24 protein-coding genes are annotated in these 25,496 nt (G+C 51.0%); 13 read left to right on the top strand and 11 right to left on the bottom strand.

Translation table 11 applies throughout. From position 1 onward, the window contains the following. Window positions 1-9: 9 nt before the first annotated feature. On the top strand, window positions 10-1,332 hold the full coding sequence (gene mepM, locus A7589_RS08450; RefSeq protein ID WP_001184034.1) for a murein DD-endopeptidase MepM: 1,323 nt from the start codon (window positions 10-12) through the stop codon (window positions 1,330-1,332). Window positions 1,333-1,450: 118 nt separating this feature from the next. Next, a complete protein-coding gene (gene lpxM / locus A7589_RS08445) occupies window positions 1,451-2,422 on the top strand; it encodes a lauroyl-Kdo(2)-lipid IV(A) myristoyltransferase (RefSeq protein ID WP_010357026.1) in 972 nt (323 codons plus the stop codon). Window positions 2,423-2,543: 121 nt separating this feature from the next. Here lpxM and pyk read toward each other — a convergent pair whose 3' ends face one another. Together pyk and hexR are read right to left on the bottom strand one after the other, a co-directional pair. After that, window positions 2,544-3,986 (bottom strand): pyruvate kinase, encoded by a 1,443-nt coding sequence (pyk, locus tag A7589_RS08440; protein WP_000091160.1) that lies wholly within the window; start codon window positions 3,984-3,986, stop codon window positions 2,544-2,546. Between the two features lie 126 nt (window positions 3,987-4,112). Continuing rightward, entirely contained in the window at window positions 4,113-4,982 is an 870-nt protein-coding gene (gene hexR, locus A7589_RS08435) for a DNA-binding transcriptional regulator HexR (RefSeq protein ID WP_001056712.1), read from the bottom strand. Between the two features lie 337 nt (window positions 4,983-5,319). Here hexR and zwf point away from each other — a divergent pair, with 337 nt between their 5' ends. The 3 genes from zwf (at window position 5,320) to kdgA (ending at window position 9,519) form a co-directional block, all read left to right on the top strand. Continuing rightward, a complete protein-coding gene (gene zwf, locus A7589_RS08425) occupies window positions 5,320-6,795 on the top strand; it encodes a glucose-6-phosphate dehydrogenase (protein ID WP_108188803.1) in 1,476 nt (491 codons plus the stop codon). Between the two features lie 234 nt (window positions 6,796-7,029). Then, window positions 7,030-8,841: a phosphogluconate dehydratase gene (gene edd / locus A7589_RS08420; RefSeq protein ID WP_001069467.1), complete on the top strand. Its 1,812-nt coding sequence runs from the start codon at window positions 7,030-7,032 to the stop codon at window positions 8,839-8,841. A 36-nt stretch (window positions 8,842-8,877) separates the two neighbouring features. Continuing rightward, window positions 8,878-9,519: a bifunctional 4-hydroxy-2-oxoglutarate aldolase/2-dehydro-3-deoxy-phosphogluconate aldolase gene (gene kdgA, locus A7589_RS08415; RefSeq protein ID WP_000800512.1), complete on the top strand. Its 642-nt coding sequence runs from the start codon at window positions 8,878-8,880 to the stop codon at window positions 9,517-9,519. Window positions 9,520-9,575: 56 nt separating this feature from the next. Here the strand turns inward: kdgA and purT are convergent, their stop codons facing one another. Then, the gene (purT, locus tag A7589_RS08410) at window positions 9,576-10,754 is read right to left on the bottom strand and encodes a formate-dependent phosphoribosylglycinamide formyltransferase (RefSeq protein WP_105282435.1); all 1,179 of its coding nucleotides are present in this window, start codon (window positions 10,752-10,754) and stop codon (window positions 9,576-9,578) included. A gap of 141 nt (window positions 10,755-10,895) precedes the next feature. Between purT and yebG the strand changes: the two genes are divergently transcribed. The 4 genes from yebG (at window position 10,896) to ptrB (ending at window position 14,854) form a co-directional block, all read left to right on the top strand. After that, window positions 10,896-11,186, top strand: a complete 291-nt coding sequence (yebG, locus tag A7589_RS08405; protein ID WP_000257576.1) for a DNA damage-inducible protein YebG — start codon at window positions 10,896-10,898, stop codon at window positions 11,184-11,186. A gap of 66 nt (window positions 11,187-11,252) precedes the next feature. Beyond that, window positions 11,253-11,609 carry a protein YebF gene (yebF, locus tag A7589_RS08400; RefSeq protein WP_010354346.1) on the top strand — a complete coding sequence of 119 codons (357 nt, stop codon included), beginning with the start codon at window positions 11,253-11,255 and terminating at the stop codon, window positions 11,607-11,609. Between the two features lie 315 nt (window positions 11,610-11,924). Beyond that, window positions 11,925-12,584 (top strand): tellurite resistance TerB family protein, encoded by a 660-nt coding sequence (locus tag A7589_RS08395; protein ID WP_000024718.1) that lies wholly within the window; start codon window positions 11,925-11,927, stop codon window positions 12,582-12,584. Between the two features lie 209 nt (window positions 12,585-12,793). Continuing rightward, entirely contained in the window at window positions 12,794-14,854 is a 2,061-nt protein-coding gene (gene ptrB / locus A7589_RS08390) for an oligopeptidase B (RefSeq protein ID WP_000936926.1), read from the top strand. On the opposite strand, the gene exoX is transcribed toward ptrB, so the two are convergent. The 3 genes from exoX to holE all read right to left on the bottom strand — a co-directional run bounded on the left by exoX (window position 14,851) and on the right by holE (window position 16,525). Continuing rightward, complete coding sequence (gene exoX, locus A7589_RS08385) at window positions 14,851-15,513, bottom strand: exodeoxyribonuclease X (RefSeq protein ID WP_000944291.1); 663 nt, start codon at window positions 15,511-15,513, stop codon at window positions 14,851-14,853. The two genes, ptrB and exoX, sit on opposite strands and share 4 nt — an antisense overlap. A 24-nt stretch (window positions 15,514-15,537) precedes the next feature. Further along, on the bottom strand, window positions 15,538-16,194 hold the full coding sequence (yobB, locus tag A7589_RS08380; protein ID WP_000222245.1) for a carbon-nitrogen hydrolase family protein YobB: 657 nt from the start codon (window positions 16,192-16,194) through the stop codon (window positions 15,538-15,540). Between the two features lie 100 nt (window positions 16,195-16,294). Beyond that, entirely contained in the window at window positions 16,295-16,525 is a 231-nt protein-coding gene (holE, locus tag A7589_RS08375; protein WP_000916765.1) for a DNA polymerase III subunit theta, read from the bottom strand. A 138-nt stretch (window positions 16,526-16,663) separates the two neighbouring features. Here holE and yobA point away from each other — a divergent pair, with 138 nt between their 5' ends. The 4 genes from yobA to pphA all read left to right on the top strand — a co-directional run bounded on the left by yobA (window position 16,664) and on the right by pphA (window position 19,331). Beyond that, complete coding sequence (yobA, locus tag A7589_RS08370; RefSeq protein WP_000255067.1) at window positions 16,664-17,035, top strand: CopC domain-containing protein YobA; 372 nt, start codon at window positions 16,664-16,666, stop codon at window positions 17,033-17,035. Between the two features lie 3 nt (window positions 17,036-17,038). Continuing rightward, window positions 17,039-17,911 carry a copper homeostasis membrane protein CopD gene (gene copD / locus A7589_RS08365; protein ID WP_000879338.1) on the top strand — a complete coding sequence of 291 codons (873 nt, stop codon included), beginning with the start codon at window positions 17,039-17,041 and terminating at the stop codon, window positions 17,909-17,911. Window positions 17,912-17,923: 12 nt separating this feature from the next. Continuing rightward, the gene (locus A7589_RS08360) at window positions 17,924-18,265 is read left to right on the top strand and encodes a YebY family protein (RefSeq protein WP_000976488.1); all 342 of its coding nucleotides are present in this window, start codon (window positions 17,924-17,926) and stop codon (window positions 18,263-18,265) included. A 409-nt stretch (window positions 18,266-18,674) separates the two neighbouring features. Then, the gene (gene pphA, locus A7589_RS08355) at window positions 18,675-19,331 is read left to right on the top strand and encodes a protein-serine/threonine phosphatase (protein ID WP_105282436.1); all 657 of its coding nucleotides are present in this window, start codon (window positions 18,675-18,677) and stop codon (window positions 19,329-19,331) included. Here pphA and A7589_RS08350 read toward each other — a convergent pair whose 3' ends face one another. The 5 genes from A7589_RS08350 to yebS all read right to left on the bottom strand — a co-directional run bounded on the left by A7589_RS08350 (window position 19,332) and on the right by yebS (window position 25,387). Then, a complete protein-coding gene (locus A7589_RS08350) occupies window positions 19,332-19,523 on the bottom strand; it encodes a YdfD/YebW family protein (RefSeq protein ID WP_000457830.1) in 192 nt (63 codons plus the stop codon). 105 nt (window positions 19,524-19,628) lie between these two features. Continuing rightward, window positions 19,629-19,865, bottom strand: a complete 237-nt coding sequence (locus tag A7589_RS08345; RefSeq protein WP_010345804.1) for a DUF1480 family protein — start codon at window positions 19,863-19,865, stop codon at window positions 19,629-19,631. Window positions 19,866-19,982: 117 nt separating this feature from the next. Further along, window positions 19,983-21,422, bottom strand: a complete 1,440-nt coding sequence (rsmF, locus tag A7589_RS08340) for a 16S rRNA (cytosine(1407)-C(5))-methyltransferase RsmF (RefSeq protein ID WP_108188813.1) — start codon at window positions 21,420-21,422, stop codon at window positions 19,983-19,985. Window positions 21,423-21,501: 79 nt separating this feature from the next. After that, window positions 21,502-24,135 carry a lipid-binding membrane homeostasis protein YebT gene (gene yebT, locus A7589_RS08335; RefSeq protein ID WP_000076947.1) on the bottom strand — a complete coding sequence of 878 codons (2,634 nt, stop codon included), beginning with the start codon at window positions 24,133-24,135 and terminating at the stop codon, window positions 21,502-21,504. Then, a complete protein-coding gene (gene yebS, locus A7589_RS08330; RefSeq protein ID WP_108188802.1) occupies window positions 24,104-25,387 on the bottom strand; it encodes a membrane integrity lipid transport subunit YebS in 1,284 nt (427 codons plus the stop codon). Before yebS ends, yebT begins: the two co-directional genes overlap by 32 nt. Window positions 25,388-25,496 lie beyond the last annotated feature (109 nt).

Below are 25,496 nucleotides of genomic sequence, written 5' to 3'. Positions count from 1 at the left end.
AGTGATTACGTGCAACAGATAGCCCGCTCTGTCGCCCTGGCGTTTAATAATTTACCGCGACCACACCGCGTTATGTTGGGGTCGCTCACCGTTCTTACTCTGGCCGTCGCTGTCTGGCGGCCCTATGTTTACCACCGCGACGCCACGCCAATTGTCAAAACTATTGAGCTGGAACAAAACGAAATCCGTTCACTTTTACCTGAAGCCAGTGAACCGATTGATCAAGCCGCACAAGAAGATGAAGCCATTCCGCAAGATGAACTGGACGACAAGATCGCCGGAGAAGCGGGTGTGCATGAATATGTTGTTTCCACAGGCGATACGCTAAGTAGCATCCTCAATCAATATGGTATTGATATGGGTGATATCACCCAACTGGCTGCTGCGGATAAAGATCTGCGTAACCTGAAAATTGGTCAACAACTCACCTGGACATTAACCGCAGAGGGCGATTTAAAACGTCTGACCTGGGAAGTTTCTCGTCGGGAAACGCGTACCTATGACCGCACTGCAGCAAACGGTTTTAAAATGACCAGCGAAATGCAGCAAGGGGAGTGGGTTAATAATCTACTGAAAGGCACTGTAGGGTCGAGCTTTGTTGCCAGCGCCAGAAGTGCTGGTTTAACCAGTGCTGAAGTGAGCGCAGTGATTAAAGCGTTACAGTGGCAGATGGACTTTCGGAAGGTTAAAAAAGGCGATGAATTTGCGGTATTAATGTCACGTGAAATGCTTGATGGCAAACGTGAACAAAGCCAGTTACTGGGCGTACGTTTGCGTTCTGAAGGTAAAGATTACTACGCTATCCGTGCCGAAGATGGCAAGTTCTATGATCGTAACGGTACTGGTCTGGCGAAAGGATTCTTGCGATTCCCGACGGCGAAGCAGTTCCGTATCTCGTCTAACTTTAACCCGCGTCGTCTGAACCCGGTAACAGGCCGCGTTGCGCCGCACAGGGGCGTTGATTTCGCGATGCCACAGGGTACGCCGGTACTTTCGGTGGGCGACGGTGAAGTGGTTGTAGCCAAACGCAGTGGCGCCGCAGGTTATTATGTTGCGATCCGTCATGGCCGCACCTATACCACGCGTTATATGCACCTGCGCAAGATTCTGGTGAAACCGGGGCAGAAGGTAAAACGTGGCGATCGTATCGCGCTTTCTGGTAATACCGGGCGTTCAACCGGGCCGCATTTGCACTATGAAGTATGGATCAACCAGCAGGCCGTAAACCCGCTGACGGCGAAACTGCCGCGTACCGAAGGGCTGACTGGCTCCGATCGCAGTGAGTTCCTGGCGCAGGCCAAAGAGATTGTGCCGCAGCTACAGTTTGATTAATTAACACCCATTCGCAGCCGGTACGCAGTCAGTACCGGCTTTTTTATTTGGTGCGGGGCAAGTTGCGCCGCTACACTATCAGCAGATTGATATTTGCCTTATCCGAAACTGGAAAAGCATGGAAACGAAAAAAAATAATAGTGAATACATTCCTGAGTTTGATAAATCCTTTCGCCATCCGCGTTACTGGGGAGCCTGGTTGGGTGTGGCGGCGATGGCCGGCATTGCCTTAACTCCTCCGAAATTCCGCGATCCCATTCTGGCGCGGCTGGGACGTTTTGCCGGACGATTGGGTAAAAGCTCACGTCGTCGTGCGTTAATCAATCTGTCTCTTTGCTTTCCAGAACGTAGCGAAGCTGAACGCGAAGCGATTGTGGATGAGATGTTTGCCACAGCGCCGCAGGCGATGGCGATGATGGCAGAACTGGCGATACGCGGGCCGGAAAAAATTCAGCCGCGCGTAGACTGGCAGGGACTGGAAATCATCGAAGAGATGCGGCGTAACGACGAGAAAGTGATCTTTCTGGTGCCGCACGGCTGGGCGGTAGATATCCCCGCGATGCTGATGGCCTCGCAAGGGCAGAAAATGGCGGCGATGTTCCATAATCAGGGCAACCCGGTTTTTGATTATGTCTGGAACACCGTGCGTCGTCGTTTTGGTGGTCGTCTACATGCGAGGAATGACGGCATAAAACCGTTCATCCAGTCGGTTCGTCAGGGGTACTGGGGCTATTATTTGCCCGATCAGGATCATGGCCCGGAGCACAGTGAATTTGTTGATTTCTTTGCAACCTATAAAGCGACGCTGCCCGCGATTGGTCGTCTGATGAAAGTGTGTCGTGCGCGTGTCGTACCGTTGTTTCCGATTTATGACGGCAAGACACATCGTTTGACGATTCAGGTGCGCCCGCCGATGGATGACTTGTCAGAGGCAGATGACCATACCATTGCGCGGCGGATGAATGAAGAAGTCGAGATTTTTGTTGGTCCGCGACCAGAGCAATACACCTGGATTTTAAAATTGCTCAAGACTCGCAAACCGGGCGAAATCCAGCCTTATAAACGTAAAGATCTTTATCCTATCAAATAGAAAAAGCCTCTCACGAAGAGAGGCTTTCGTCTGATGATAAGTTCAAGTTTGCTTCAAATCTGTTGAATTATCATTGAATTGCAGGCCGGACAAGGCGTTTTCACCGTATCCGGCAATGTACTTACTCTACGGTTAAAATACGCGTGGTATTGGTAGAACCCACGGTACTCATCACATCGCCCTGGGTGACAATTACCAGGTCACCAGACATCAGGTAGCCTTTATCGCGCAGCAGATTTACCGCTTCGCTGGCAGCAACCACGCCATCATTCGCGCTGTCAAAATAGACCGGCGTTACACCACGATAAAGCGCAGTCAGGTTCAGGGTGCGCTCATGGCGAGACATCGCAAAAATTGGCAGTCCGGAGCTGATACGGGAAGTCATCAGCGCGGTACGACCTGATTCGGTCATGGTGATGATAGCGGTAACACCTTTCAGGTGGTTAGCCGCATACATCGCGGACATGGCGATAGCTTCTTCCACATTGTCGAACTGAACGTCCAGACGATGTTTAGACACGTTGATGCTTGGGATTTTTTCCGCACCCAGGCAAACGCGCGCCATGGCTGCAACGGTTTCTGACGGATACTGACCCGCAGCGGTTTCTGCAGACAACATTACTGCGTCAGTACCATCCAGCACGGCGTTTGCCACGTCCATAACTTCTGCACGAGTCGGCATTGGGTTGGTAATCATTGACTCCATCATCTGGGTCGCAGTGATTACCGCACGGTTCAGCTGACGCGCGCGACGAATCAACGCTTTCTGAATGCCGACCAGTTCAGGATCGCCAATTTCTACGCCGAGGTCGCCACGTGCAACCATCACCACGTCAGAGGCGAGAATAATGTCGTCCATCGCGTCCTGGCTGCAAACGGCTTCTGCACGTTCAACCTTGGCGACAATTTTCGCATCACAACCTGCGTCGCGCGCCAGACGGCGAGCATAGTTCAGATCTTCGCCGCAGCGAGGGAAGGAGACAGCCAGGTAATCCACGCCAATCAGCGCCGCAGTCTGGATATCTGCTTTATCTTTCTCGGTCAGTGCTTCAGCCGACAGGCCGCCGCCGAGTTTGTTGATCCCTTTATTGTTGGAGAGAGGGCCGCCGACGGTCACTTCGGTGAACACTTTCATGCCCTGGACTTCCAGCACTTTTAACTGAACGCGACCGTCGTCGAGCAGCAAAATATCGCCAGGCACGACGTCAGCAGGCAATCCTTTATAGTCGATACCGACTTTTTCTTTATCGCCTTCACCTTTCCCCAGGTTGGCGTCCAGCAGGAATTTATCCCCAATATTGAGGAATACCTTACCTTCTTTAAAGGTAGATACACGAATCTTTGGCCCCTGAAGGTCACCCAGAATAGCCACATGACGCCCCAGTTTTGCGGCAATTTCACGAACTTTATCCGCGCGCATTTTGTGATCTTCAGGCGAGCCGTGAGAAAAGTTCATACGTACAACGTTTGCGCCGGCAGCGATAACTTTTTCAAGGTTATTATCGCGATCAGTAGCAGGGCCTAACGTGGTAACGATTTTGGTTCTGCGAAGCCTTCTGGACATGTAATACTCCGTTGACTGAAACAACAAGGTGTTGCTTGAACATGAAATCCGAATGAAATAAAGCCATTTTGGCGATAAATTAATCTCATTCGGATGTCGTATAAGATTAGAACAGTGGCAATCGTTTTAACGATCGTCACTTAAATTAAGTAACTGCTTATCAAAACGCGATTCCTTGAGAGCTTCCTTGACCCGCTTCAAGTTATCTCTGAATTTTGCGCCGCGTCGCAAAGTAAATCCTGTTGCCAGCACATCTATCACGGTCAACTGGGCAAGTCGAGAGACCATGGGCATATAAATGTCAGTATCTTCCGGTACGTCGAGGGTAATTGCCAGCGTTGCTTCCCGGGCGAGTGGTGTACCAGCAGAGGTGAGGGCAATCACCATTGCGTCGTTTTCCCGCGCCAGCTGCGCCAGTTCAACCAGATTTTTGGTCCTGCCGGTGTGGGAAATCAACACAACGACGTCTCCATCGCTACAGTTCATACAACTCATTCGCTGCAGTACGATATCGTCCGAGTAGATCACCGGAACATTGAAGCGAAAAAACTTATTCATTGCATCGTGAGCAACAGCGGCAGAAGAACCTAACCCGAAAAAGGCAATTTTCTTCGCCTGGGTGAGGAGATCAACAGCACGATTGACGGCGGACTTATCCAGCGAGTGGCGGACGTGATCGAGAGTAGCCATTGCCGACTCAAATATTTTCCCTGTGTATGATTCAACGCTGTCATCTTCACTGACGTTGCGATTAACATAGGGTGTGCCATTAGCCAGACTTTGCGCCAGATGCAGTTTAAAATCAGGAAAACCGCGAGTGTCCATGCTGCGACAGAATCGATTGACTGTCGGTTCGCTAACATTGGCTTCCAGTGCCAGCGCAGCAATACTCGAATGGATCGCGTTGTCGGGCGAGACAAGAATGACCTCGGCAACTTTGCGTTCTGATTTGCTCAAATGTTCCAGCTGAGACTGGATTTTTTCCAGCATATTCATGATGTAAAGAGACTCACGGGTAATGACGATTTCCACACTGAAAGAAATCGAAATGCAGTTTTGTCAGATATTACGCCTGTGTGCTGTGTTAATGACAAAAGCAGATAAAAAAGTTGTTATTTTTTTTCATAACATGATCAGTGTCAGATTTTTACCCAAAGGAAAACGATGGTTTTTTTATCAGTTTTGCCGCACTTTACGCGCTTTTGCCGTAATCGCACGGGTGGATAAGCGTTTACAGTTTTCGCAAGCTCGTAAAAGCAGTACAGTGCACCGTAAGAAAATTACAATTATACCCAGGCTTAAGTACCGGGTTAGTTAACTTAAGGAGAATGACATGGCGGTAACGCAAACAGCCCAGGCCTGTGACCTGGTCATTTTCGGCGCGAAAGGCGACCTTGCGCGTCGTAAATTGCTGCCTTCCCTGTATCAACTGGAAAAAGCCGGTCAGCTCAACCCAGACACCCGGATTATCGGCGTAGGGCGTGCTGACTGGGATAAAGCGGCATATACCAAAGTTGTCCGCGAGGCGCTCGAAACTTTCATGAAAGAAACCATTGATGAAGGTTTATGGGACACCCTGAGTGCGCGTCTGGATTTTTGTAATCTCGACGTCAATGATACGGCTGCATTCAGTCGTCTCGGTGCGATGCTGGATCAAAAAAATCGTATCACCATTAACTACTTTGCCATGCCTCCTGGCACCTTTGGTGCAATCTGCAAAGGGCTGGGTGAGGCGAAATTGAACGGCAAACCGGCACGCGTGGTGATGGAAAAACCGCTGGGTACGTCGCTGGCGACCTCGCGTGAAATCAACGATCAGGTAGGCGAATACTTCGAGGAGTGTCAGGTTTACCGTATCGACCACTATCTGGGTAAAGAAACGGTACTGAACCTGCTGGCGCTGCGTTTTGCTAACTCACTGTTTGTGAACAACTGGGACAATCGCACCATTGATCATGTTGAGATCACGGTGGCAGAAGAGGTTGGGATCGAAGGGCGCTGGGGCTATTTCGATAAAGCCGGTCAGATGCGCGATATGATCCAGAACCACCTGCTACAAATTCTCTGCATGATTGCGATGTCTCCGCCGTCTGATCTGAGTGCCGATAGCATCCGGGATGAAAAAGTGAAAGTACTTAAGTCGCTGCGCCGCATTGATCGCTCTAACGTGCGTGAAAAGACGGTGCGTGGGCAGTACACCGCAGGTTTTGCGCAGGGCAAAAAAGTACCGGGTTATCTGGAAGAAGAGGGCGCGAACAAAAGCAGTAACACGGAAAGCTTCGTGGCGATCCGCGTCGACATCGATAACTGGCGCTGGGCTGGCGTACCGTTCTACCTGCGTACCGGTAAACGTCTGCCGACTAAATGCTCTGAAGTGGTGGTCTATTTCAAAACGCCAGAACTGAATCTGTTTAAAGAATCCTGGCAGGATCTGCCGCAGAACAAATTAACCATCCGTCTGCAACCTGATGAGGGCGTGGATATCCAGGTACTGAATAAAGTCCCTGGTCTTGACCATAAACATAACCTGCAAATCACTAAGCTGGATCTGAGCTATTCAGAAACCTTTAATCAGACACATCTGGCTGATGCTTACGAACGTCTGTTGCTGGAAACGATGCGCGGTATTCAGGCATTGTTTGTGCGTCGCGATGAAGTAGAAGAAGCGTGGAAATGGGTGGATTCTATTACTGAAGCCTGGGCGATGGACAACGATGCACCGAAACCGTATCAGGCCGGAACCTGGGGACCTGTTGCCTCGGTGGCGATGATTACTCGTGACGGTCGTTCCTGGAATGAGTTTGAGTAATATCTCGACTTATCCTTACGGGTTATTTTACCGGTAACATGATCTTGCACAGATTGTAGAGTAATTTTTACACTTTTGAGCCTCGTGTGGATTCACCCACGAGGCTTTTTTTATTACACTGACTGAAACGTTTCTGCCCTATGAGCTCCGGTTACAGGCGTTTCAGTCATAATTTTCCTGAATGAAACGCGTTGTGAATCATCCTGCTCTGACAACTCAATTTCAGGAGCCTTTATGAATCCACAATTGTTACGCGTAACAAATCGAATCATTGAACGTTCGCGCGAGACTCGCTCTGCATACCTCGCCCGGATCGAACAAGCGAAAACTTCGACCGTTCATCGTTCGCAGTTGGCATGTGGTAACCTGGCACACGGTTTCGCTGCCTGCCAGCCAGAAGACAAAGCCTCTCTGAAAAGCATGTTGCGTAACAATATCGCTATCATCACCTCCTACAACGACATGCTCTCTGCCCACCAGCCTTATGAACACTACCCGGAGATTATTCGTAAAGCACTGCATGAAGCCAACGCGGTCGGCCAGGTTGCAGGTGGTGTTCCGGCTATGTGCGATGGTGTAACCCAGGGGCAGGACGGCATGGAACTGTCGCTGCTAAGCCGCGAAGTGATTGCAATGTCTGCGGCGGTGGGGCTGTCCCATAATATGTTTGATGGCGCGCTGTTTCTCGGCGTGTGCGACAAGATTGTCCCTGGGCTTACGATGGCGGCTTTGTCGTTCGGTCATCTGCCTGCGGTATTTGTGCCATCAGGTCCAATGGCAAGCGGGTTGCCAAATAAAGAAAAAGTACGTATTCGCCAGCTTTATGCCGAAGGCAAAGTGGATCGTATGGCGCTGCTGGAGTCAGAAGCTGCATCTTATCATGCGCCGGGTACATGTACTTTCTACGGTACTGCCAACACCAACCAGATGGTGGTGGAGTTTATGGGGATGCAGTTGCCGGGCTCTTCTTTTGTTCATCCGGACTCCCCGTTGCGTGATGCATTAACCGCAGCCGCTGCGCGCCAGGTTACACGCATGACCGGCAATGGTAATGAATGGATGCCGATCGGTAAGATGATCGACGAGAAAGTGGTGGTGAACGGTATTGTTGCACTGCTGGCGACCGGCGGCTCCACTAACCACACAATGCATCTGGTGGCGATGGCGCGTGCGGCGGGTATTCAGATTAACTGGGATGACTTCTCTGATCTTTCTGATGTCGTACCGCTGATGGCGCGTCTCTACCCGAACGGTCCGGCTGATATTAACCACTTCCAGGCGGCAGGTGGTGTACCGGTGCTGGTGCGTGAACTGCTCAAGGCGGGTCTGCTGCATGAAGATGTCAACACGGTAGCGGGTTTTGGCCTTTCGCGTTATACCCTCGAACCATGGCTGAATAACGGTGAGCTGGACTGGCGCGAAGGCGCAGAAAAATCGCTCGACAGTAATGTGATAGCTTCCTTCGAGCAGCCTTTCTCTCATCATGGTGGGACAAAAGTGTTAAGTGGTAACCTGGGGCGTGCGGTCATGAAGACCTCTGCCGTGCCGGTAGAAAATCAGGTAATTGAAGCGCCTGCGGTTGTTTTTGAAAGCCAGCATGACGTTATGCCGGCCTTTGAAGCGGGTTTGCTGGACCGCGATTGTGTGGTCGTTGTCCGTCATCAGGGGCCAAAAGCGAACGGAATGCCAGAATTACATAAACTCATGCCGCCACTTGGTGTATTATTGGACCGGTGTTTCAAAATTGCGTTAGTTACTGATGGACGACTCTCTGGTGCTTCAGGTAAAGTGCCGTCAGCTATCCACGTAACACCAGAAGCCTACGATGGCGGGCTGCTGGCAAAAGTGCGCGACGGGGACATCATTCGTGTGAATGGACAGACAGGCGAACTGACGCTGCTGGTAGACGAAGCGGAACTGGCTGCTCGCGAACCGCACATTCCTGACCTGAGCGCGTCACGCGTGGGAACAGGACGTGAATTATTCAGCGCCTTGCGTGAAAAACTGTCCGGTGCCGAACAGGGCGCAACCTGTATCACTTTTTAAGACGACAAATTTGTAATCAGGCGAGAGAAAACTCTGATGAAAAACTGGAAAACAAGTGCAGAATCAATCCTGACCACCGGCCCGGTTGTACCGGTTATCGTGGTAAAAAAACTGGAACACGCGGTGCCGATGGCAAAAGCGTTGGTTGCTGGTGGGGTGCGCGTTCTGGAAGTGACTCTGCGTACCGAGTGTGCAGTTGATGCTATCCGTGCTATCGCCAAAGAAGTGCCTGAAGCGATTGTGGGTGCCGGTACGGTGCTGAATCCACAGCAACTGGCAGAAGTGACCGAAGCGGGTGCACAGTTCGCAATCAGCCCGGGTCTGACTGAGCCACTGCTGAAAGCGGCGACTGAAGGTACAATTCCTCTGATCCCAGGGATCAGCACTGTTTCCGAACTGATGCTGGGTATGGACTACGGTCTGAAAGAGTTCAAATTCTTCCCGGCTGAAGCTAATGGCGGCGTGAAAGCCCTGCAGGCGATCGCAGGTCCGTTCTCCCAGGTGCGTTTCTGCCCGACTGGTGGTATTTCTCCGGCTAACTACCGTGATTACCTGGCGCTGAAAAGCGTACTGTGCATCGGTGGTTCCTGGCTGGTTCCGGCGGATGCGCTGGAAGCGGGCGATTACGACCGTATTACTAAACTGGCGCGTGAAGCAGTAGAAGGCGCTAAGCTGTAAAAGTTAAAAATGCCCGATTGTGAATCGGGCATTTTTGTCGCTTGCTTTTAACAGATTTAACCTTGCACTTTCACCTGACCGGCGGCGTGCTTCGCGCGTTCAATCGCCTCATCAACACTCTCTGCGGTCGCCAGAGCCACACCCAGACGACGGCTGCCATCAATTTCCGGCTTACCAAATAATCTAACCTGTAGACCTGCGCCTACGGCATTCTGCACATTATCAAACGTGACATTCTGACTGGTCAGTTGCGGCAGGATAACGGCTGAAGCGGCTGGACCATACTGGCGGATCCCACCAACAGGCAGTCCAAGGAACGCGCGTACATGCAGGGCAAACTCTGAGAGATCCTGAGAAATTAACGTCACCATCCCGGTGTCATGCGGGCGAGGGGAGACTTCACTGAAAATCACCTCATCACCACAGACAAACAACTCGACACCAAACAGCCCATAACCGCCCAGCGCCAGCACCACTTTACGGGCAATCTCCTGCGCACGTTCAAGGGCAAGCGGGCTCATTTGCTGCGGTTGCCATGATTCACGGTAGTCTCCATCTTCCTGACGATGACCTACTGGCGCACAGAAATGGACACCATCCACGGCGCTGACGGTCAGTAGTGTAATTTCGAAGTCAAACTTAACCACGCCTTCAACAATCACACGACCCGCTCCGGCGCGACCGCCTTGCTGGGCGTACTCCCACGCCTGAGCAAGTTGTTCGGCGGAGCGAATAAATGTCTGCCCCTTGCCGGAAGAACTCATCACCGGTTTAACAATACAGGGATAGCCAATGGCGGTAACCGCCTCGCGGAAAAGGTTTTCGCTGTCGGCAAAACGATACGTTGAAGTGGGAATATGAAGCTCTTCTGCCGCCAGACGGCGGATGCCCTCGCGATTCATGGTTAATTTCGTCGCGCGCGCGCAGGGGACAACATTCAGTCCTTCCTCTTCAAGCTGGATCAGCATATCGGTGGCAATAGCTTCAATCTCCGGCACGATATAGTGCGGCTTTTCCAGTTCAACCACGCGGCGTAATGCATCACCATCCAGCATATTAATGACATGGGAGCGGTGCGCGACATGCATGGCTGGCGCGTCGGCATAGCGATCAACCGCAATCACCTCTACGCCGAGGCGCTGGCACTCGATTGCCACTTCTTTACCCAGTTCACCGGAACCTAATAACATCACGCGAGTTGCTGCCGGACGCAGCGCAGTGCCTAATAACGTCATAACGAATATCCCTTGATTAATTCCGCGTGAAGTATAAACGAAAACGTTTGCGTGTGTCTTTATTGCTTGATTGCTTGCGTTGATTTCTCAACTGAAAAGAAATATACTGTATAAAATTACAGTTATGATGAGAGGCTGCAAATGGCGGTTGAAATTAAATACGTAGTCATTCGTGAGGGCGAAGAGAAGATGTCGTTTACCAGCAAAAAGGAAGCCGATGCTTATGACAAAATGCTTGATACGGCGGATCTGCTCGACACCTGGCTGGCAAATTCCCCGGTCAAAATGGAAGACGAGCAACGTGAAGCTCTTTCACTGTGGCTGGCAGAACAGAAAGATGTCCTGAGTACCATTCTGAAAACAGGCAAATTACCGTCTCCGCAGGTGGTCGATAATAGCAACGATGCGGAAGATGAGACCCACGCCGCCTGAAGCAACTTGCGCTCCTGACAATTTGTACCATGCTTTCTCCTGAATCATTGTGCTATGGAGAAAAACATGAAAAAAAGAGGAGCGTTGTTGGGGCTGTTACTGCTTTCTGCCTGCGTATCAGTTTTCGCTGCAAATAACGAAACCAGCAAGTCGGTAACTTTCCCAAAGTGTGAAGGTCTGGATGCAGCCGGAATTGCCGCGAGTGTAAAACGCGATTATCAACAAAACCGCATAGCGCGCTGGGCAGACGATCAAAAAATCGTTGGTCAGGCAGATCCGGTAGCGTGGGTCAGTTTGCAGGATATTCAGGGTAAAGATGATAAATGGTCAGTTCCGCTAACTGTGCGCGGTAAAAGTGCCGATATTCATTATCAGGTAAGCGTGGACTGTAAAGCGGGAATGGCGGAATATCAGCGGCGTTAATGGCTATTAGTCATTGCGCATAATTCCTGGCGGATGCGGCGTAAACGCCTGTCCGCCTTACAATATTTCACACCCGTAGGCATGATAAGGCGCGACCGCATCGCAGCAGGCAATCAGCAACAGATAATCCCAATCAATCCTTCCCCCAAATTTCCAACATAGCAGCTCCACAGCAAGCACCTTATCTGACGCGAATTTCCGTCGCTGACTTCCTTTTCGGTCCGCTTATTTGCGCATCTTTTGCCGCAATATACACTTTCTGACATCCTCATCCGCTATGCTACAGGCACTAAAAATGGTTATTGAGGAGCAAATATGGCTAACTGGTTAAATCAACTGCAATCCCTTCTTGGGCAAAACAGTTCTTCTACCTCCTCGTCTACGGATCAGGGATTGGGCAAACTTTTAGTGCCGGGCGCATTAGGCGGGCTGGCAGGGCTGCTGGTCGCAAATAAATCAGCACGTAAACTTCTCACGAAATATGGCACCAATGCGTTGCTGGTTGGCGGCGGAGCGGTAGCGGGTACGGTGCTGTGGAACAAATACAAAGATAAAATTCGTGCGGCACATCAGGACGAACCGCAGTTCGGTACTCAAAGCACGCCGCTGGATGAGCGTACGGAACGTTTGATCCTTGCACTGGTCTTTGCCGCTAAAAGTGATGGTCATATTGATGCCAAAGAACGTGCGGCTATCGACCAGCAATTGCGTGAAGCTGGTGTGGAGGAGCAGGGACGTGTTCTCATTGAACAGGCAATTGAACAACCGCTGGATCCACAGCGCCTGGCGAATGGGATTCGTAATGAAGAAGAGGCGCTGGAAATCTATTTCTTGAGCTGTGCAGCTATTGATATTGATCATTTCATGGAGCGTAGCTACCTGAATGCATTGGGCGACGCGCTGAAAATTCCCCAGGATGTTCGTGAAGGGATCGAACGCGATCTCGAACAGCAAAAGCGCACTTTGGCGGAATAATTCCGCTCTCTGGATAGCCTGACAGTGGACTATTTCGGGCTATCCAAAACCGCACAGCCATTTGAACAGACTGATTTTCTCTGTCAGCATATCATTCGATATCCACGCCATTACCTGTCATCATCTGAGCAATGACTACCCTGTTTCGCTTGCATCCCGGGTGAGTTTTGCCACCCTTATAAGATGTTTCAACCAGAAAGAACAATAACATGCTACCAAAAGCCGCCCGCATTCCCCACGCCATGACGCTTCATGGCGATACGCGCATCGATAATTACTACTGGCTGCGGGACGACACACGCTCGCAGCCGGAAGTACTGGACTACCTGCAACAAGAAAATAGCTACGGTCATCGGGTGATGGCCTCGCAACAAGCCTTGCAGGATCGCATATTAAAGGAAATTATCGACCGCATTCCGCAAAGAGAAGTTTCTGCGCCCTACATCAAAAATGGCTACCGCTACCGGCATATTTATGAACCTGGCTGTGAATATGCCATCTACCAGCGTCAGTCGGCGTTCAGTGAAGAGTGGGATGAGTGGGAAACATTGCTCGATGCCAACAAGCGCGCGGCGCACAGTGAGTTTTATTCGATGGGCGGAATGGCAATTACCCCCGATAACACCATTATGGCGCTGGCGGAAGATTTCCTTTCCCGGCGCCAGTACGGCATCCGTTTTCGCAATCTTGAAACGGGCAACTGGTATCCTGAATTGCTGGATAATGTCGATCCCAGCTTTGTCTGGGCGAATGACTCGTGGACTTTCTATTATGTGCGTAAGCATCCGGTGACGCTGCTGCCTTATCAGGTTTGGCGCCACGCCATCGGGACTCCGGCATCGCAAGATAAACTGATCTACGAAGAAAAAGACGATACCTATTACGTCAGTTTGCATAAAACGACATCGAAGCACTATGTAGTCATTCACCTGGCCAGCGCCACCACCAGTGAAGTTCGCTTGCTGGACGCGGAAATGGCCGATGCCGAGCCGTTTGTTTTTCTGCCGCGCCGCAAAGATCACGAATACAGTCTTGATCACTACCAGCATCGGTTTTATGTGCGTTCCAATCGTAACGGCAAAAACTTTGGCTTATACCGTACCCGTATGCGCGATGAGCAACAGTGGGAAGAGTTAATTCCGCCACGCGATAACATCATGCTGGAAGGGTTTACGCTGTTTACCGACTGGCTGGTGGTTGAAGAGCGTCAGCGCGGGTTAACCAGTTTGCGCCAAATTAACCGCAAGACACGGGAAGTCATCGGCATTGCCTTTGATGATCCGGCCTACGTGACCTGGATTGCCTACAATCCAGAACCTGAAACTGCGCGATTGCGTTACGGTTATTCCTCCATGACCACGCCAGATACTTTATTTGAACTGGATATGGATACCGGCGAGCGCCGCGTGTTGAAACAAACTGAAGTACCCGGTTTTGATGCGGCGAATTACCGCAGTGAACACTTGTGGATCACTGCCCGGGATGGCGTCGAAGTTCCGGTTTCGCTGGTCTATCATCGTAAGCACTTCCAGAAAGGCAACAATCCGCTTCTGGTATACGGTTATGGTTCTTACGGCGCAAGCATAGATGCCGATTTCAGTTTTAGCCGCCTGAGTTTGTTGGATCGTGGATTTGTCTACGCCATTGTGCATGTTCGTGGTGGCGGCGAACTGGGGCAACAATGGTACGAAGACGGTAAATTCCTGAAGAAGAAAAATACGTTTAATGATTACCTTGATGCCTGCGATGCTTTGTTAAAACTGGGCTATGGCTCTCCTTCGCTCTGTTATGCAATGGGAGGCAGTGCGGGGGGAATGCTGATGGGGGTCGCGATTAACGAACGCCCCGAACTGTTCCACGGTGTTATCGCTCAGGTGCCGTTTGTTGATGTCGTGACGACGATGCTTGATGAATCAATACCTCTTACCACTGGCGAATTTGAAGAGTGGGGGAATCCGCAGGATCCGCAATATTATGAGTATATGAAAAGCTACAGCCCGTATGACAACGTCACCGCGCAGCCTTATCCGCATTTGCTGGTAACGACCGGTTTACACGATTCACAGGTGCAATACTGGGAACCGGCAAAATGGGTGGCTAAATTGCGCGAGCTTAAAACCGATGACCATCTGTTATTGCTGTGTACCGACATGGACTCAGGGCACGGCGGTAAATCGGGGCGCTTCAAATCTTACGAAGGTGTGGCGATGGAATATGCTTTTCTGGTTGCGCTGGCGCAGGGGACATTACCCGGTCAGCCAACGGCTTAAGCATTCTCCAGATAATGCTTCAACGTTAAACGCAATTCCGGGCTCATACTGTCGAGGTTATTAAACAACCAGCGCAGGTAGCCCGGATCGCGCTCTGCAACTTCTGATACTGCTTTACCGCGATACTTGCCAAACGTGAACGTCGTTAACAATGATGGACGTCCAGTGATATCCGCCATTTGTTCCACCGTCCAGCCGGATGTGTTCATAATATCGATAAGCAAGGCAGCGGTGATGTAACAGTCATACAGCGCACGGTGGTGATGCAAGCCTGGCGGCGTTTGTACATTGAGTTTACGTGTTTTATACAACGCCATATTGCTGTACTTGATTCCTGGCCACAAACGACGAGCCAGTTTCATCGTGCAGATCCACTCGCCAGGCATTTCAGGCAGTACGCGGCGGTCAAAGCTGGCGTTGTGTGCGACATACCATTCACTACCATAGTAGTGCGGGATCACCTCCTCAATCCACGGTTTGTCGGCGACCATGGCTTCGGTAATTCGGTGAATTGCCATAGCCTGTGGGCTGATGGGACGGTCGGGGCGCACCAGGTGGCTCATGGGGTTGACGATTTTCCCATCAACAACATCAACTGAGGCAATCTCGACGATCCCTCCCTGTAAACCGCAGGTTTCTGTATCGATAATACGCAGCATGGCAAAACTCCGGGCCGAAAACGCCTAGCGTAATGGAATGATATCGCCTTGCCAACCCTGCGGTGTGCGTTGACCAACTAACAATAACGAACCGCGATCGGCGCGAACAATAAGGCTGCCATGTTCATCCCACAGTGCGCTGTTGCCCCGGGCATTAGCCATCAGGACGGCGATGGAGAATTGATGTGAGAAAAATTGTAAGTGGCGAGTAGAAGTCAACAGGTCGGGCTCACTGATGCACTGACCGGTGGTAAACAGCGAACAGGTTGGGGGCATATCAATGCCTTCAGGTTGTCCATCCACCACAGTGATGGTTTTCGAATGTCGATCCAGACATGCGCCGTGGCTTTGATGATAAATTCCGGGCGCGTTCATCCCTGGGGCGAATACTGCAATACCACGAATAAAACGTTCATTATGTTCAACGGGGAGGCCGGTAATAATGGTCATTCGCCATGTTGTCGCGGCATAACAAAGCGGGGCTAACAGCGAAAGGTCGGGCGGGGCAGGCAGAGATCGTCGTTTATAATCACAGCCCAATAGAGAAAGCGAGGGAAAAACTAAAAGTTCGCACTGCTGTCTGGCGGCAGCCCTCACGAACTCCAGATGATGGGCTACCTGCTCAGTGAGTGAGGCATTACGAGGCTCATATTGTGCTGCTGCGACTTTCCTGTATGTCATGATGACTTCCTTTTCACAGTGTCCGCAAATATTGATGCGTATAAGAAAATACTCACAATTTAGCAGGCATCATGTAAGAAAGTGTAACTTAATATAAGGTTTATTTAAGTTTAGGCTCGTAAGGTAAACGTGACAGATTTACAGAGGCGAGACGGTGGGTGATAAGGCGCTCACGAAACCAGCTTCGCAGGTGTTCCGGTTGTTCACGTTCAACCGCCTCAGCAATTACCGGCATATTGTAACGTTCTTTAAATGCCACCCCGGCAGCCGCCAGATCGACATTAACTTTATCCATTTCAGTTTGATCCAGTTTAGCCAGATTCTTCAGCATATTGTGTCTCCTCGTTAATTGCGGGCAAAAGTTACTAAGAGTCAGCCAGGATGGCAAGCCGGAATTGATGATCCTCGACTCTATCATTAGACAAGGTTATGCTCTGTAAAAAAGTTATTACAAAAAGGAATAGATAATATGGTTTCAACTGCACGCTCTCTTCGTTACGCACTCGTATTTTTTGCCGCTTCGCTGGCGCCTTCTGTCTGGGCACATGCGCATCTGACGCGTCAGTATCCTGCGGCGAATGCGGAGGTTACTGCTGCCCCACAGGCCATTACTTTAAACTTCTCTGAAAGTATTGAACCCGGATTCAGCGGCGCCAAAATCATCGGTTCAAAGAATGAAGATATTAAAACATTACCCGCGAAGCGTAATGAACAAGACAAAAACCAATTGATTGTTCCGCTTGCCGACGCCCTGAAGCCCGGAAGTTATACCGTCAACTGGCATGTTGTCTCGGTGGACGGGCATAAAACCAAAGGGCATTACACCTTTACAGTGAAATAAAACATGCTGGCGTTTACCTGGGTCGCACTGCGATTTATCCATTTTACCTCCCTGATGCTGGTCTTTGGCTTCGCGATGTATGGCGCATGGCTGGCTCCAATGGCACTTCGTCGCTTGCTGACGAAACGTTTCCTGCGTTTACAACAACATGCTGCCGTCTGGAGTTTGAGCAGCGCCGCTGCGATGTTCGCCGTTCAGGGCGGGTTGATGGGCGCGGGATGGTCGGATGTGGTTTCGTTGAACATTTGGCAATCGGTGTTACAAACGCAGTTTGGTGGTGTCTGGATTTGGCAAATCGTTCTCGCCCTCGTTACGCTAACCGTCGCTCTGATGCAACCAGGGAACATGCCACGTTTGTTGTTTGTGCTAACTACCGCGCAATTTATCCTGATGGCGGGAGTAGGACATGCGACGTTAAACGAAGGATTAACAGCGAAAATCCATCAGACTAATCACGCTGTACATCTGATTTGCGCGGCTGCATGGTTTGGTGGCTTGCTGCCGGTTGTCTGGTGTATGCGGTTGGTGAAAGGGCGCTGGCGACGTCAGGCCATTCATGCACTGATGCGATTCTCCTGGTGTGGGCATTTTGCGGTGATTGGTGTGCTGGCAAGCGGCGTGCTTAATGCATTATTCATTACCGGATTTCCCGCAACACTTGCGACTTACTGGGGGCAGCTTTTATTTCTAAAGGTCATATTGGTGATGATTATGGTAGCCATTGCACTGGCAAATCGTTATGTTCTGGTGCCACGGATGGGGCAAGATGAAGACCGTGCGGCTCCGTGGTTTGTGTGGATGACAAAACTCGAATGGGCGATTGGTGCGGTTGTGCTGGTGATTATCAGCCTGCTTGCAACTCTCGAACCTTTTTGATGGATTACGAAAATGATGAAAAAAAGTATTCTGGCATTTGTATTGCTTACCAGTTCGGCAGCGGCGCTGGCGGCGCCACAAGTGATCACCGTTAGTCGCTTTGAAATTGGCAAAGACAAATGGGCATTTAATCGTGAAGAAGTGATGCTGACATGCCGACCGGGCAATGCGCTGTATGTCATTAACCCCAGCACTCTGGTGCAGTACCCTTTGAACGATGTCGCGCAAAAAGAAGTTACCAGCGGAAAGACCAACGCCCAGCCTATCTCAGTGATCCAGATTGATGATCCTAACAAACCAGGTGAAAAAATGAGTCTGGCACCGTTTATTGAAAGAGCTGAGAAACTCTGTTAATTATCTATAGTAGTCTTTTGATTTCCAATAAAAAACCGCCCGTGTGCTTTCACCAGAACGGGCGGTTTTTAACATTTAAGAGGATGATAAACGCGCTTTTTTTCTGACCACTTTACGCGCGGACTGGAAAACCTGGCGTCGTCATCTATTCTTAAAGGGCAAGGCAACTAAGCCTGCATTAATGCCAACTTTTAGCGCACGGCTCTCTCCCAAGAGCCATTTCCCTGGACCGAATACAGGAATCGTGTTCGGTCTCTTTTTATCTATAAAGCCAGTTTGATGATTACATCACAGCTTTTACTGCACTGGCTTCACCATCAACCATAACACACACTCTACTGCTTCAGTCCAGGCTTTTTTAACATTCTTGTTAAGATAATGTGATCTTCTGCGCGGGAGTAAGGAATTGATGAAACAGGCGAGACACATCTATCAGAAGATTGATGGCAGTCAGTGGCGACATATCTGGCTGGTGGGGGATATTCATGGCTGCCTGGCGCAACTGCGTAAAAAATTGTGGCACTGCCGGTTTGACCCGTGGCAAGACTTGCTGATCTCGGTTGGTGACGTTATCGATCGTGGCCCGGAGAGTTTGCGTTGCCTGCAATTACTGGATCAACGCTGGGTCAGAGCGGTAAGGGGCAATCATGAGCAGATGGCGATAGATGCGCTGGATTCACAGCAGATGTCTTTGTGGTTTATGAATGGCGGTGACTGGTTTGCCACACTGACCGGGCGCCAATGCGAGCAGGCGAGAATGGCGCTGGAAAAGTGCTGGTCTTTGCCGTGGATAATTGAATTAAGCTGTAGTAGCGGATTGCATGTCATCGCCCATGCGGATTACCCCAACGATATTTATGAGTGGCATAAGGAAGTCGATCTGCATCAGGTGTTGTGGAGTCGATCGCGATTGCGTGGGAGTCAAAAAGGGCAGGGAATTACAGGTGCCGATCATTTCTGGTTTGGGCATACGCCATTACGGCATCGCGTGGATATCGGTAACTTGCATTATATTGATACCGGCGCCGTCTTCGGAGGTGAGTTGACTCTTGTGCAACTGCAATAATTAAAAGTCACTGTGCTCGTGTGCAGGTCGCCAGAAACCATCAATAAAATCCTCAATCGGAAAACAGCCGCCGTGACGGATCCGTTGATCGTCCATTGAATAGAGGCACTGCTGTTCCGTATTGTAGACATCAACCACAATATCGTCACAACCAGCGTCCAGATAGCAAACAAAAAGTACCAGCGCGAACATTTCATCCTCGAAGTGCGGTGCCGTACCGTTAAGTTTAGGGGAGATTTTACAACGGGGGAAATAACCAGGATAAATAACCCGTCATGCCGACGGGTTCTTTTTGGATCAGGCAAGGCGCATAATCCAGGCATCAGACTTTTGATCGTAGCGGGTACGGTAAAGGACAGAGTGTTCGCCGTTTAGCAGGGCTGGGATGCTGGTTTCGGCGTCCCAGGCATCAAGTTGCATACATAAATCCGGGTCAGATTTACAGGGGATGGTTAACGTTCGGTCACCAGGCGATTCGCCGGTTAACTCGCCGTCGTCGATTTCAAAAGCGCCTATGCGTACACTGGTTTTCATCTTCGTGCTCTCCATTTAAGTGCCGGTTGTGGTACGACCAGTCCGATCGCACCATTTTTCAGCGTAGTTGAGGCAGCCGAATGCGCCAGTCAAAACGTGCGCTTTTTTTGTGCGTTGTCAGGCGTTACCGGTAAACAGTTTTCCGTCACGTACCAGCTCCCGTGGGTAACTGTTTTTCAGCCGTGAGCCAATACGTTTGGCTAAACCGATTGGCTGATACTGGAAGGTGACCAGCACATCATCCGTAACTGGCGCGGTTTGCGGGTAGACGTCGCGCCCGCGATACCACTCTTCCGCTTCCTGTGGTGTCAGTTCAAACGCGTTAGTGTGGTCGGGGGAGGCAAGGGCAATGACGGCTTCATGCTGCCAGCGATAACCTTTGTTATGCGTTTCAGCAAGTTTAATCCCCAGACGGGAAAACCGGACCTTACCGATCAACGCTTCAATGCCCACCGGGAATAACCAGATTTCTTTATCGCGCTGCCAGAGGCGCAGGTTTTCATCCCAGTTTAAGCCAACACCTGCAGCCGCCTGACGAATTTGTCCAGCTTCGCGATCTTTCACCGGGCTGAACGGGAAATTGCCCACTTTGTATTTTGGAGCGGGTAAGGCGGGAATCGCCTGAGTTTTACGCAGACGAGCAACGAAAAAGCCTTCGCAATCATAAATTTGTGGGAAGACGTGCAAAAAGCCTTCCTCGGTCAGCGCCTTGTCCGCGCCAGAGAAGAGATCGCCCAGCGGTAAAAACTCTACAGCATCAGGGTAAGTCTCTTTCAGCCACAGGCAAACGGCTTCGTTCTCTTCCCGGTTTAAAGTACAGGTCGAGTAAACCAGCGTGCCGCCAGGACGTAACGCATGAAAGGCACTGTCGATCAGTTCCCGCTGGGTGGCTGCGATCTCCTGATTGCTTTCTGGTGACCAGTTTTTCAGCGCATCGGGATCTTTACGCACCACACCTTCGCCGGAGCAGGGAGCATCCAGCAAAATAGCATCGAACATTTCTGGCAACGCTGCACCAAACACGCGACCATCAAAATGAGTCAGAGCCACGTTACTGATACCGCAGCGGCTGATATTGGCATGTAACACTTTAACCCGGCTGGCGGAAAACTCGTTGGCAAGGAGCGCCCCTTCGTTATTCATCCGTGCGGCAATCTGCGTCGTTTTTGAGCCTGGTGCAGCAGCGACATCCATCACCCGTTTTGGGGCGTTACCATCGGCAAACAATGCAGCAACCGGTAACATTGAACTGGCTTCCTGAATATAAAACAGGCCACTCAAATGCTCGGCGGTACTACCCAGCGGCAATGCATCTTCATCGTCGCGTTCGATCCAGAAACCCTCTTCACACCACGGGATCGGCGTTAGCGTCCAGCCATAAGGAGCGGTTAATTGCAGGAAATCAGCAACGGAGATTTTCAGCGTATTAACGCGAATGCTGCGGCGCAACGGGCGCTGACAGGCGGCAAGAAAATCATCAAATGAGAGCGTCGAAGGCATTGCTTCAAGCATTTGCGTCAGAAAGGCGTCCGGGAAATAAACGGTGTGTTGGGCCACGAGCATGTACCACTGGCAAAAAAACAGGCGCGCAGTTTAGCATAAACGCTCCGGCGCAGGTACGCCGGAGCAGTGTGCATTATTTGGGTAGCGCGGTTCCCCACTCACGCCACTCTTTCGGTTCGCTTTCCAGCAACAAGAAGTGTTTGCCTTCCTGGGCTTTCGGTGCCAGCGGAGTACCAGGCGGAGTGGCAAAAGCGATCCCACCACGGATAAACTGGTTAAACGTACCGGTTTTCACTACGCCACCCGTAAGACCAAAGTCCAGACTGTAGCCCGATGCCAGCCAGAAGACGGAATTGTTACGCACCAGGTGTTGATAACGTTTACTAATGCGCATCGCAATCATCACCCGATCCGATAGTGTGCCCAGCGTCATTCCAGTGACCGTACCCACTTCCAGACCACGGAACAGTACCGGTGTACCGATGCCTAACGATCCGGCCTCTGGCGCTTCAACAATAATGCTTAAGCCATCCAGGTAACGAGAATCGGTAATGGTAGCCTCCTGTAATTCAAAGTCGCGGCGAGGATTACCACGTCCGGGTTCGACGTTAATATACGGCTGGAGGATGGTATCAAGGTGCTCAACGCCGGCTGCCGAAATCTGCGGTGTGACCACCGAGAAGCGTGTACCACCGCGAGCGAAGGTCTGGACATATTCTGGATAGAGCACCGCTTTTGCCTGTACTTCATTACGTGCGGTTATCAGATCCAGCGTCTGAATTTGCCCGATATCAATACCGAGGTAGCGAATTGGCATACCGACCGCCAGTTTTCCGGCATCAAAAGCGTGGAGCGTAATCTGCCCGCCGACGGCACGAGCCGCCGTTTCTGACGCATACAGAATACGCTTATCGCCTTTACGCTGGCTGGCGCTGGCGCCGCTGAGGTTATCGAAGCTGATAGCCCCCTTTAACGCCCGTGAAAGTGGCGAAGCCTGTACGGTCAGGCCGCTACCATTAAGCTGAACTTTCGCCCCGCCTTCTGCCCAGAACACGCTGTTGCTGGTCAGAAGGTTGCGATATTCCGGCTTAATATGCAGGTCGATATCAAAGGCGTTAGCCCGTGGGCGCACGGTGATGACTTCGCCAACCTCAAACTTACGGTACAGCACTACCGATCCCGCCTGCACGTCTGGTAATGTTTCTGCACTCAAACTCACGGTCGTGGTGGGCAAATCGCTAAGGCTGTTTTCCAGGGCTTTTTCCAGATTGGCATACAGCGGATAGCTGGCTTTCATTTCGCCTTTATCGCCCGGCAGAATACGTATTCCTCCGTTGATCCATTCAGAGGCGCTGGCACCGAGAAACTCAACGCCGTCCAGTCCCACTTTCACATCGACACGGCTATTGACGACAAATTTGCTGTCGCCTTTTACCAGCTCGCGATGCTGTGGTTCAATGGCGACGGTAAAGGTGACGCCTTTGCTGGTGAGTTTACGTTCAATTACCTGACCGACCTGCACGCCATGCAGAATGAGCGGCTGGCCTGCATCAATACCGTAACTTTCTGGCGCGGTCAGGGTCAGCGTCAGAACATCAGGTTCATGCAGCAGGGCTTTCTCCCCAGGCACAACGACAAACTCCTTGCGCGGCTCACCATCGCCTGGCACCAGCTCGAAGGTTTTGCCCGTGAGCAGGGCGCTGAGGTTGGCATCGCTGAGGGATAATTTCGGGTTGCGTAATTCGATGCGGGTATTTTCCCGTAACAGCGTTACGACGCTGGGATCAACGGTCATTTCTCCGGTGACTCTGCCGCCTGGGTTTAAATCCAGTTTCGTCAGTTGTCCGACTTCCAGCCCCTGATACATTAACGGCGTTGAGTCGGCGGTTAATCCGGCACCGCTCGGCAGTTCCAGTTTTATGATTACCCCACGCTGGCTGTGGGCGAGGTCTTCATACAAACCAAAGGTATCTTCCGCTTCAGCAGGTTTCGACTCTTCCGGCGAATCGAAGGCAATCGCACCGTTAACCAGCGCAGCCAGACTTTCCAGTTTCACTTTCGCGCCACTGATACTGACATTGGCATCAACGCCAGAAACGTTCCAGAAGCGACTCCCTTTTTTCACCAGATCGGTAAAACGCCGCTCAATCAGGACATCAATCACCACGCCCTGGTTATTGGGGGTGATCGCATAGTCGTAGACACGTCCCACCGGGATCTTGCGAAAATAGACCAGCGAACCACTATTCAGCGAACCAAGATCGGGAGCCTGTAGGTGGATCATCAGATCACCATTATCCAGTCGATATTTCGGTTGGGTATCGAGGGCGACAAAGTGATCCTGCTCTTTGCCTTTGCCTGGCATCATGCCGATATAGTTACCCCCAACCAGCGCATCCAACCCGGAGACACCAGCCAGAGAGGCTTTTGGTGTCACCAGCCAGAACTGCGTCTCTTCGCGCAGCGCATCTTTCATATCGGACTTGATGCTGACCCTGACTTCAATCTTACGAAGATCATCGCTGAGGCTGACATCCTGAACTGTTCCGACTTCAACCCCCTGATAACGAACAGGTGTGCGGCCAGGGACAATGCCGTCCGCCGACATAAAGTCGATGGTGACGGTGTTCCCCCGATCCTGATAACTGTCCCAAATCAGCCAGCCGGCAATCATTAGCGCAATGAACGGCAGTAGCCAGAAAGGTGAGATACGGCGTTTAGTTTTAATCTGCGCTTCAGTCGTCGAAGCGGGCGTTTCCTGACTCATGTGCATCCCAAAGTAAGCGGCTGTCCAGCCATTCCACTGCAAGAATAGTTAAAATAACCGCTGCGCCGAAATAAAACGCAGCCGGTCCCATAGTAAAAGCGAGGATCTGATCGCGATTGATCAGCGACATAGTTAAAGAAATGACAAACAGATCGAGCATCGACCAGCGACCAATCCAGGTCACCATTCGCAGTAACAGTATTCGCGTGCGTAGCCCTTGCTGGCATTTAAAATGAATGCTCAATAATAAAGTGAACATAACAATCACTTTGGTAAACGGCACCAGAATACTGGCGATAAACACAATTCCGGCGACCGCAATATTGCTGTTTGCCAGCGACATAATGCCGGAAAGAATCGTATCTTCTTGTCGTCCACCGTTCAGATAAATGATCGAGATAGGCAACAGGTTGGCTGGTAACAACAAGACGACTGAAGCCAACAGCGCCGCCCAACATTTTTGAAGACTATGATGACGACGCAGGCGAAGCGGGATATGGCAGCGGGGGCAGCGACCGCGCGGATCAGGATAGCCGGTAAAGTGACACCCCAGGCAAACGCGTAGTTTCGCGTCCCTGGGCGTGGCAGGGCGTTCAGGATAAAATCGCTCCCACAGCTGTTCAACATTAAGATGTGACAACGTCACCGTCGTTAAAATCACCAACGCCACAAAAGAGAATAAGCCGACACCAGCCTGGATATGGGCATAATCCTGTACCTTTATAGAAGCAACACCAATGCCGACCAGGTAGATATCCAGCATCACCCACTCTTTCAGTCGCTCAAGCATCAGCAGTACCGGGCGTAAGTTCATCCCCAGTCGGTTGCCAAACCACAAATAAGCAATAGATGTGACGAGGATAAGTGGGGCGCCGATAACGCAGAAAAACACCATCGCGCCCGTTACAGGATCACCTTGTTTAGTCATTTGCCAGATGCCTTGCATGACGTTGGCGTCAATACGAATACCTAACAGCCAGATATGCAATAGCGGTTCGCCCCAGGCAAACGGCATCAGCAACAGCATGGTGAACGCCATTGCCGCCAGGCGCGTTAGCGACCAGTCACGCCCATCACGAATTTTGGCCTGACAGCGCGGACAATAGGCACTTTGATGCGAATTTATCTCGGGCAGGCTAAACAGCATGTCACATTGCGGGCAACGTTGGTAATCACCACGCGGCAGTTCCTCGCCGATTGAGCTCACTGTTATCTTTTTTGTTGGCGTAATTTGCGGGGTGTTAAGTGCCATGACGAGCCAAATATAGTAAGAATTAGCATTAATCTTAACCCATGATGGGAATGATCTTGAGCATTAACGCATTTAATGCTTATTTTAATAGGCTGGCAGTTTCAGGTAA

This window comes from Escherichia sp. MOD1-EC6475, assembly GCF_003046645.1.
GTDB classification, from domain to species: Bacteria; Pseudomonadota; Gammaproteobacteria; order Enterobacterales; family Enterobacteriaceae; genus Escherichia; species Escherichia ruysiae.
This window is presented reverse-complemented; position numbering and strand designations above follow the sequence as displayed.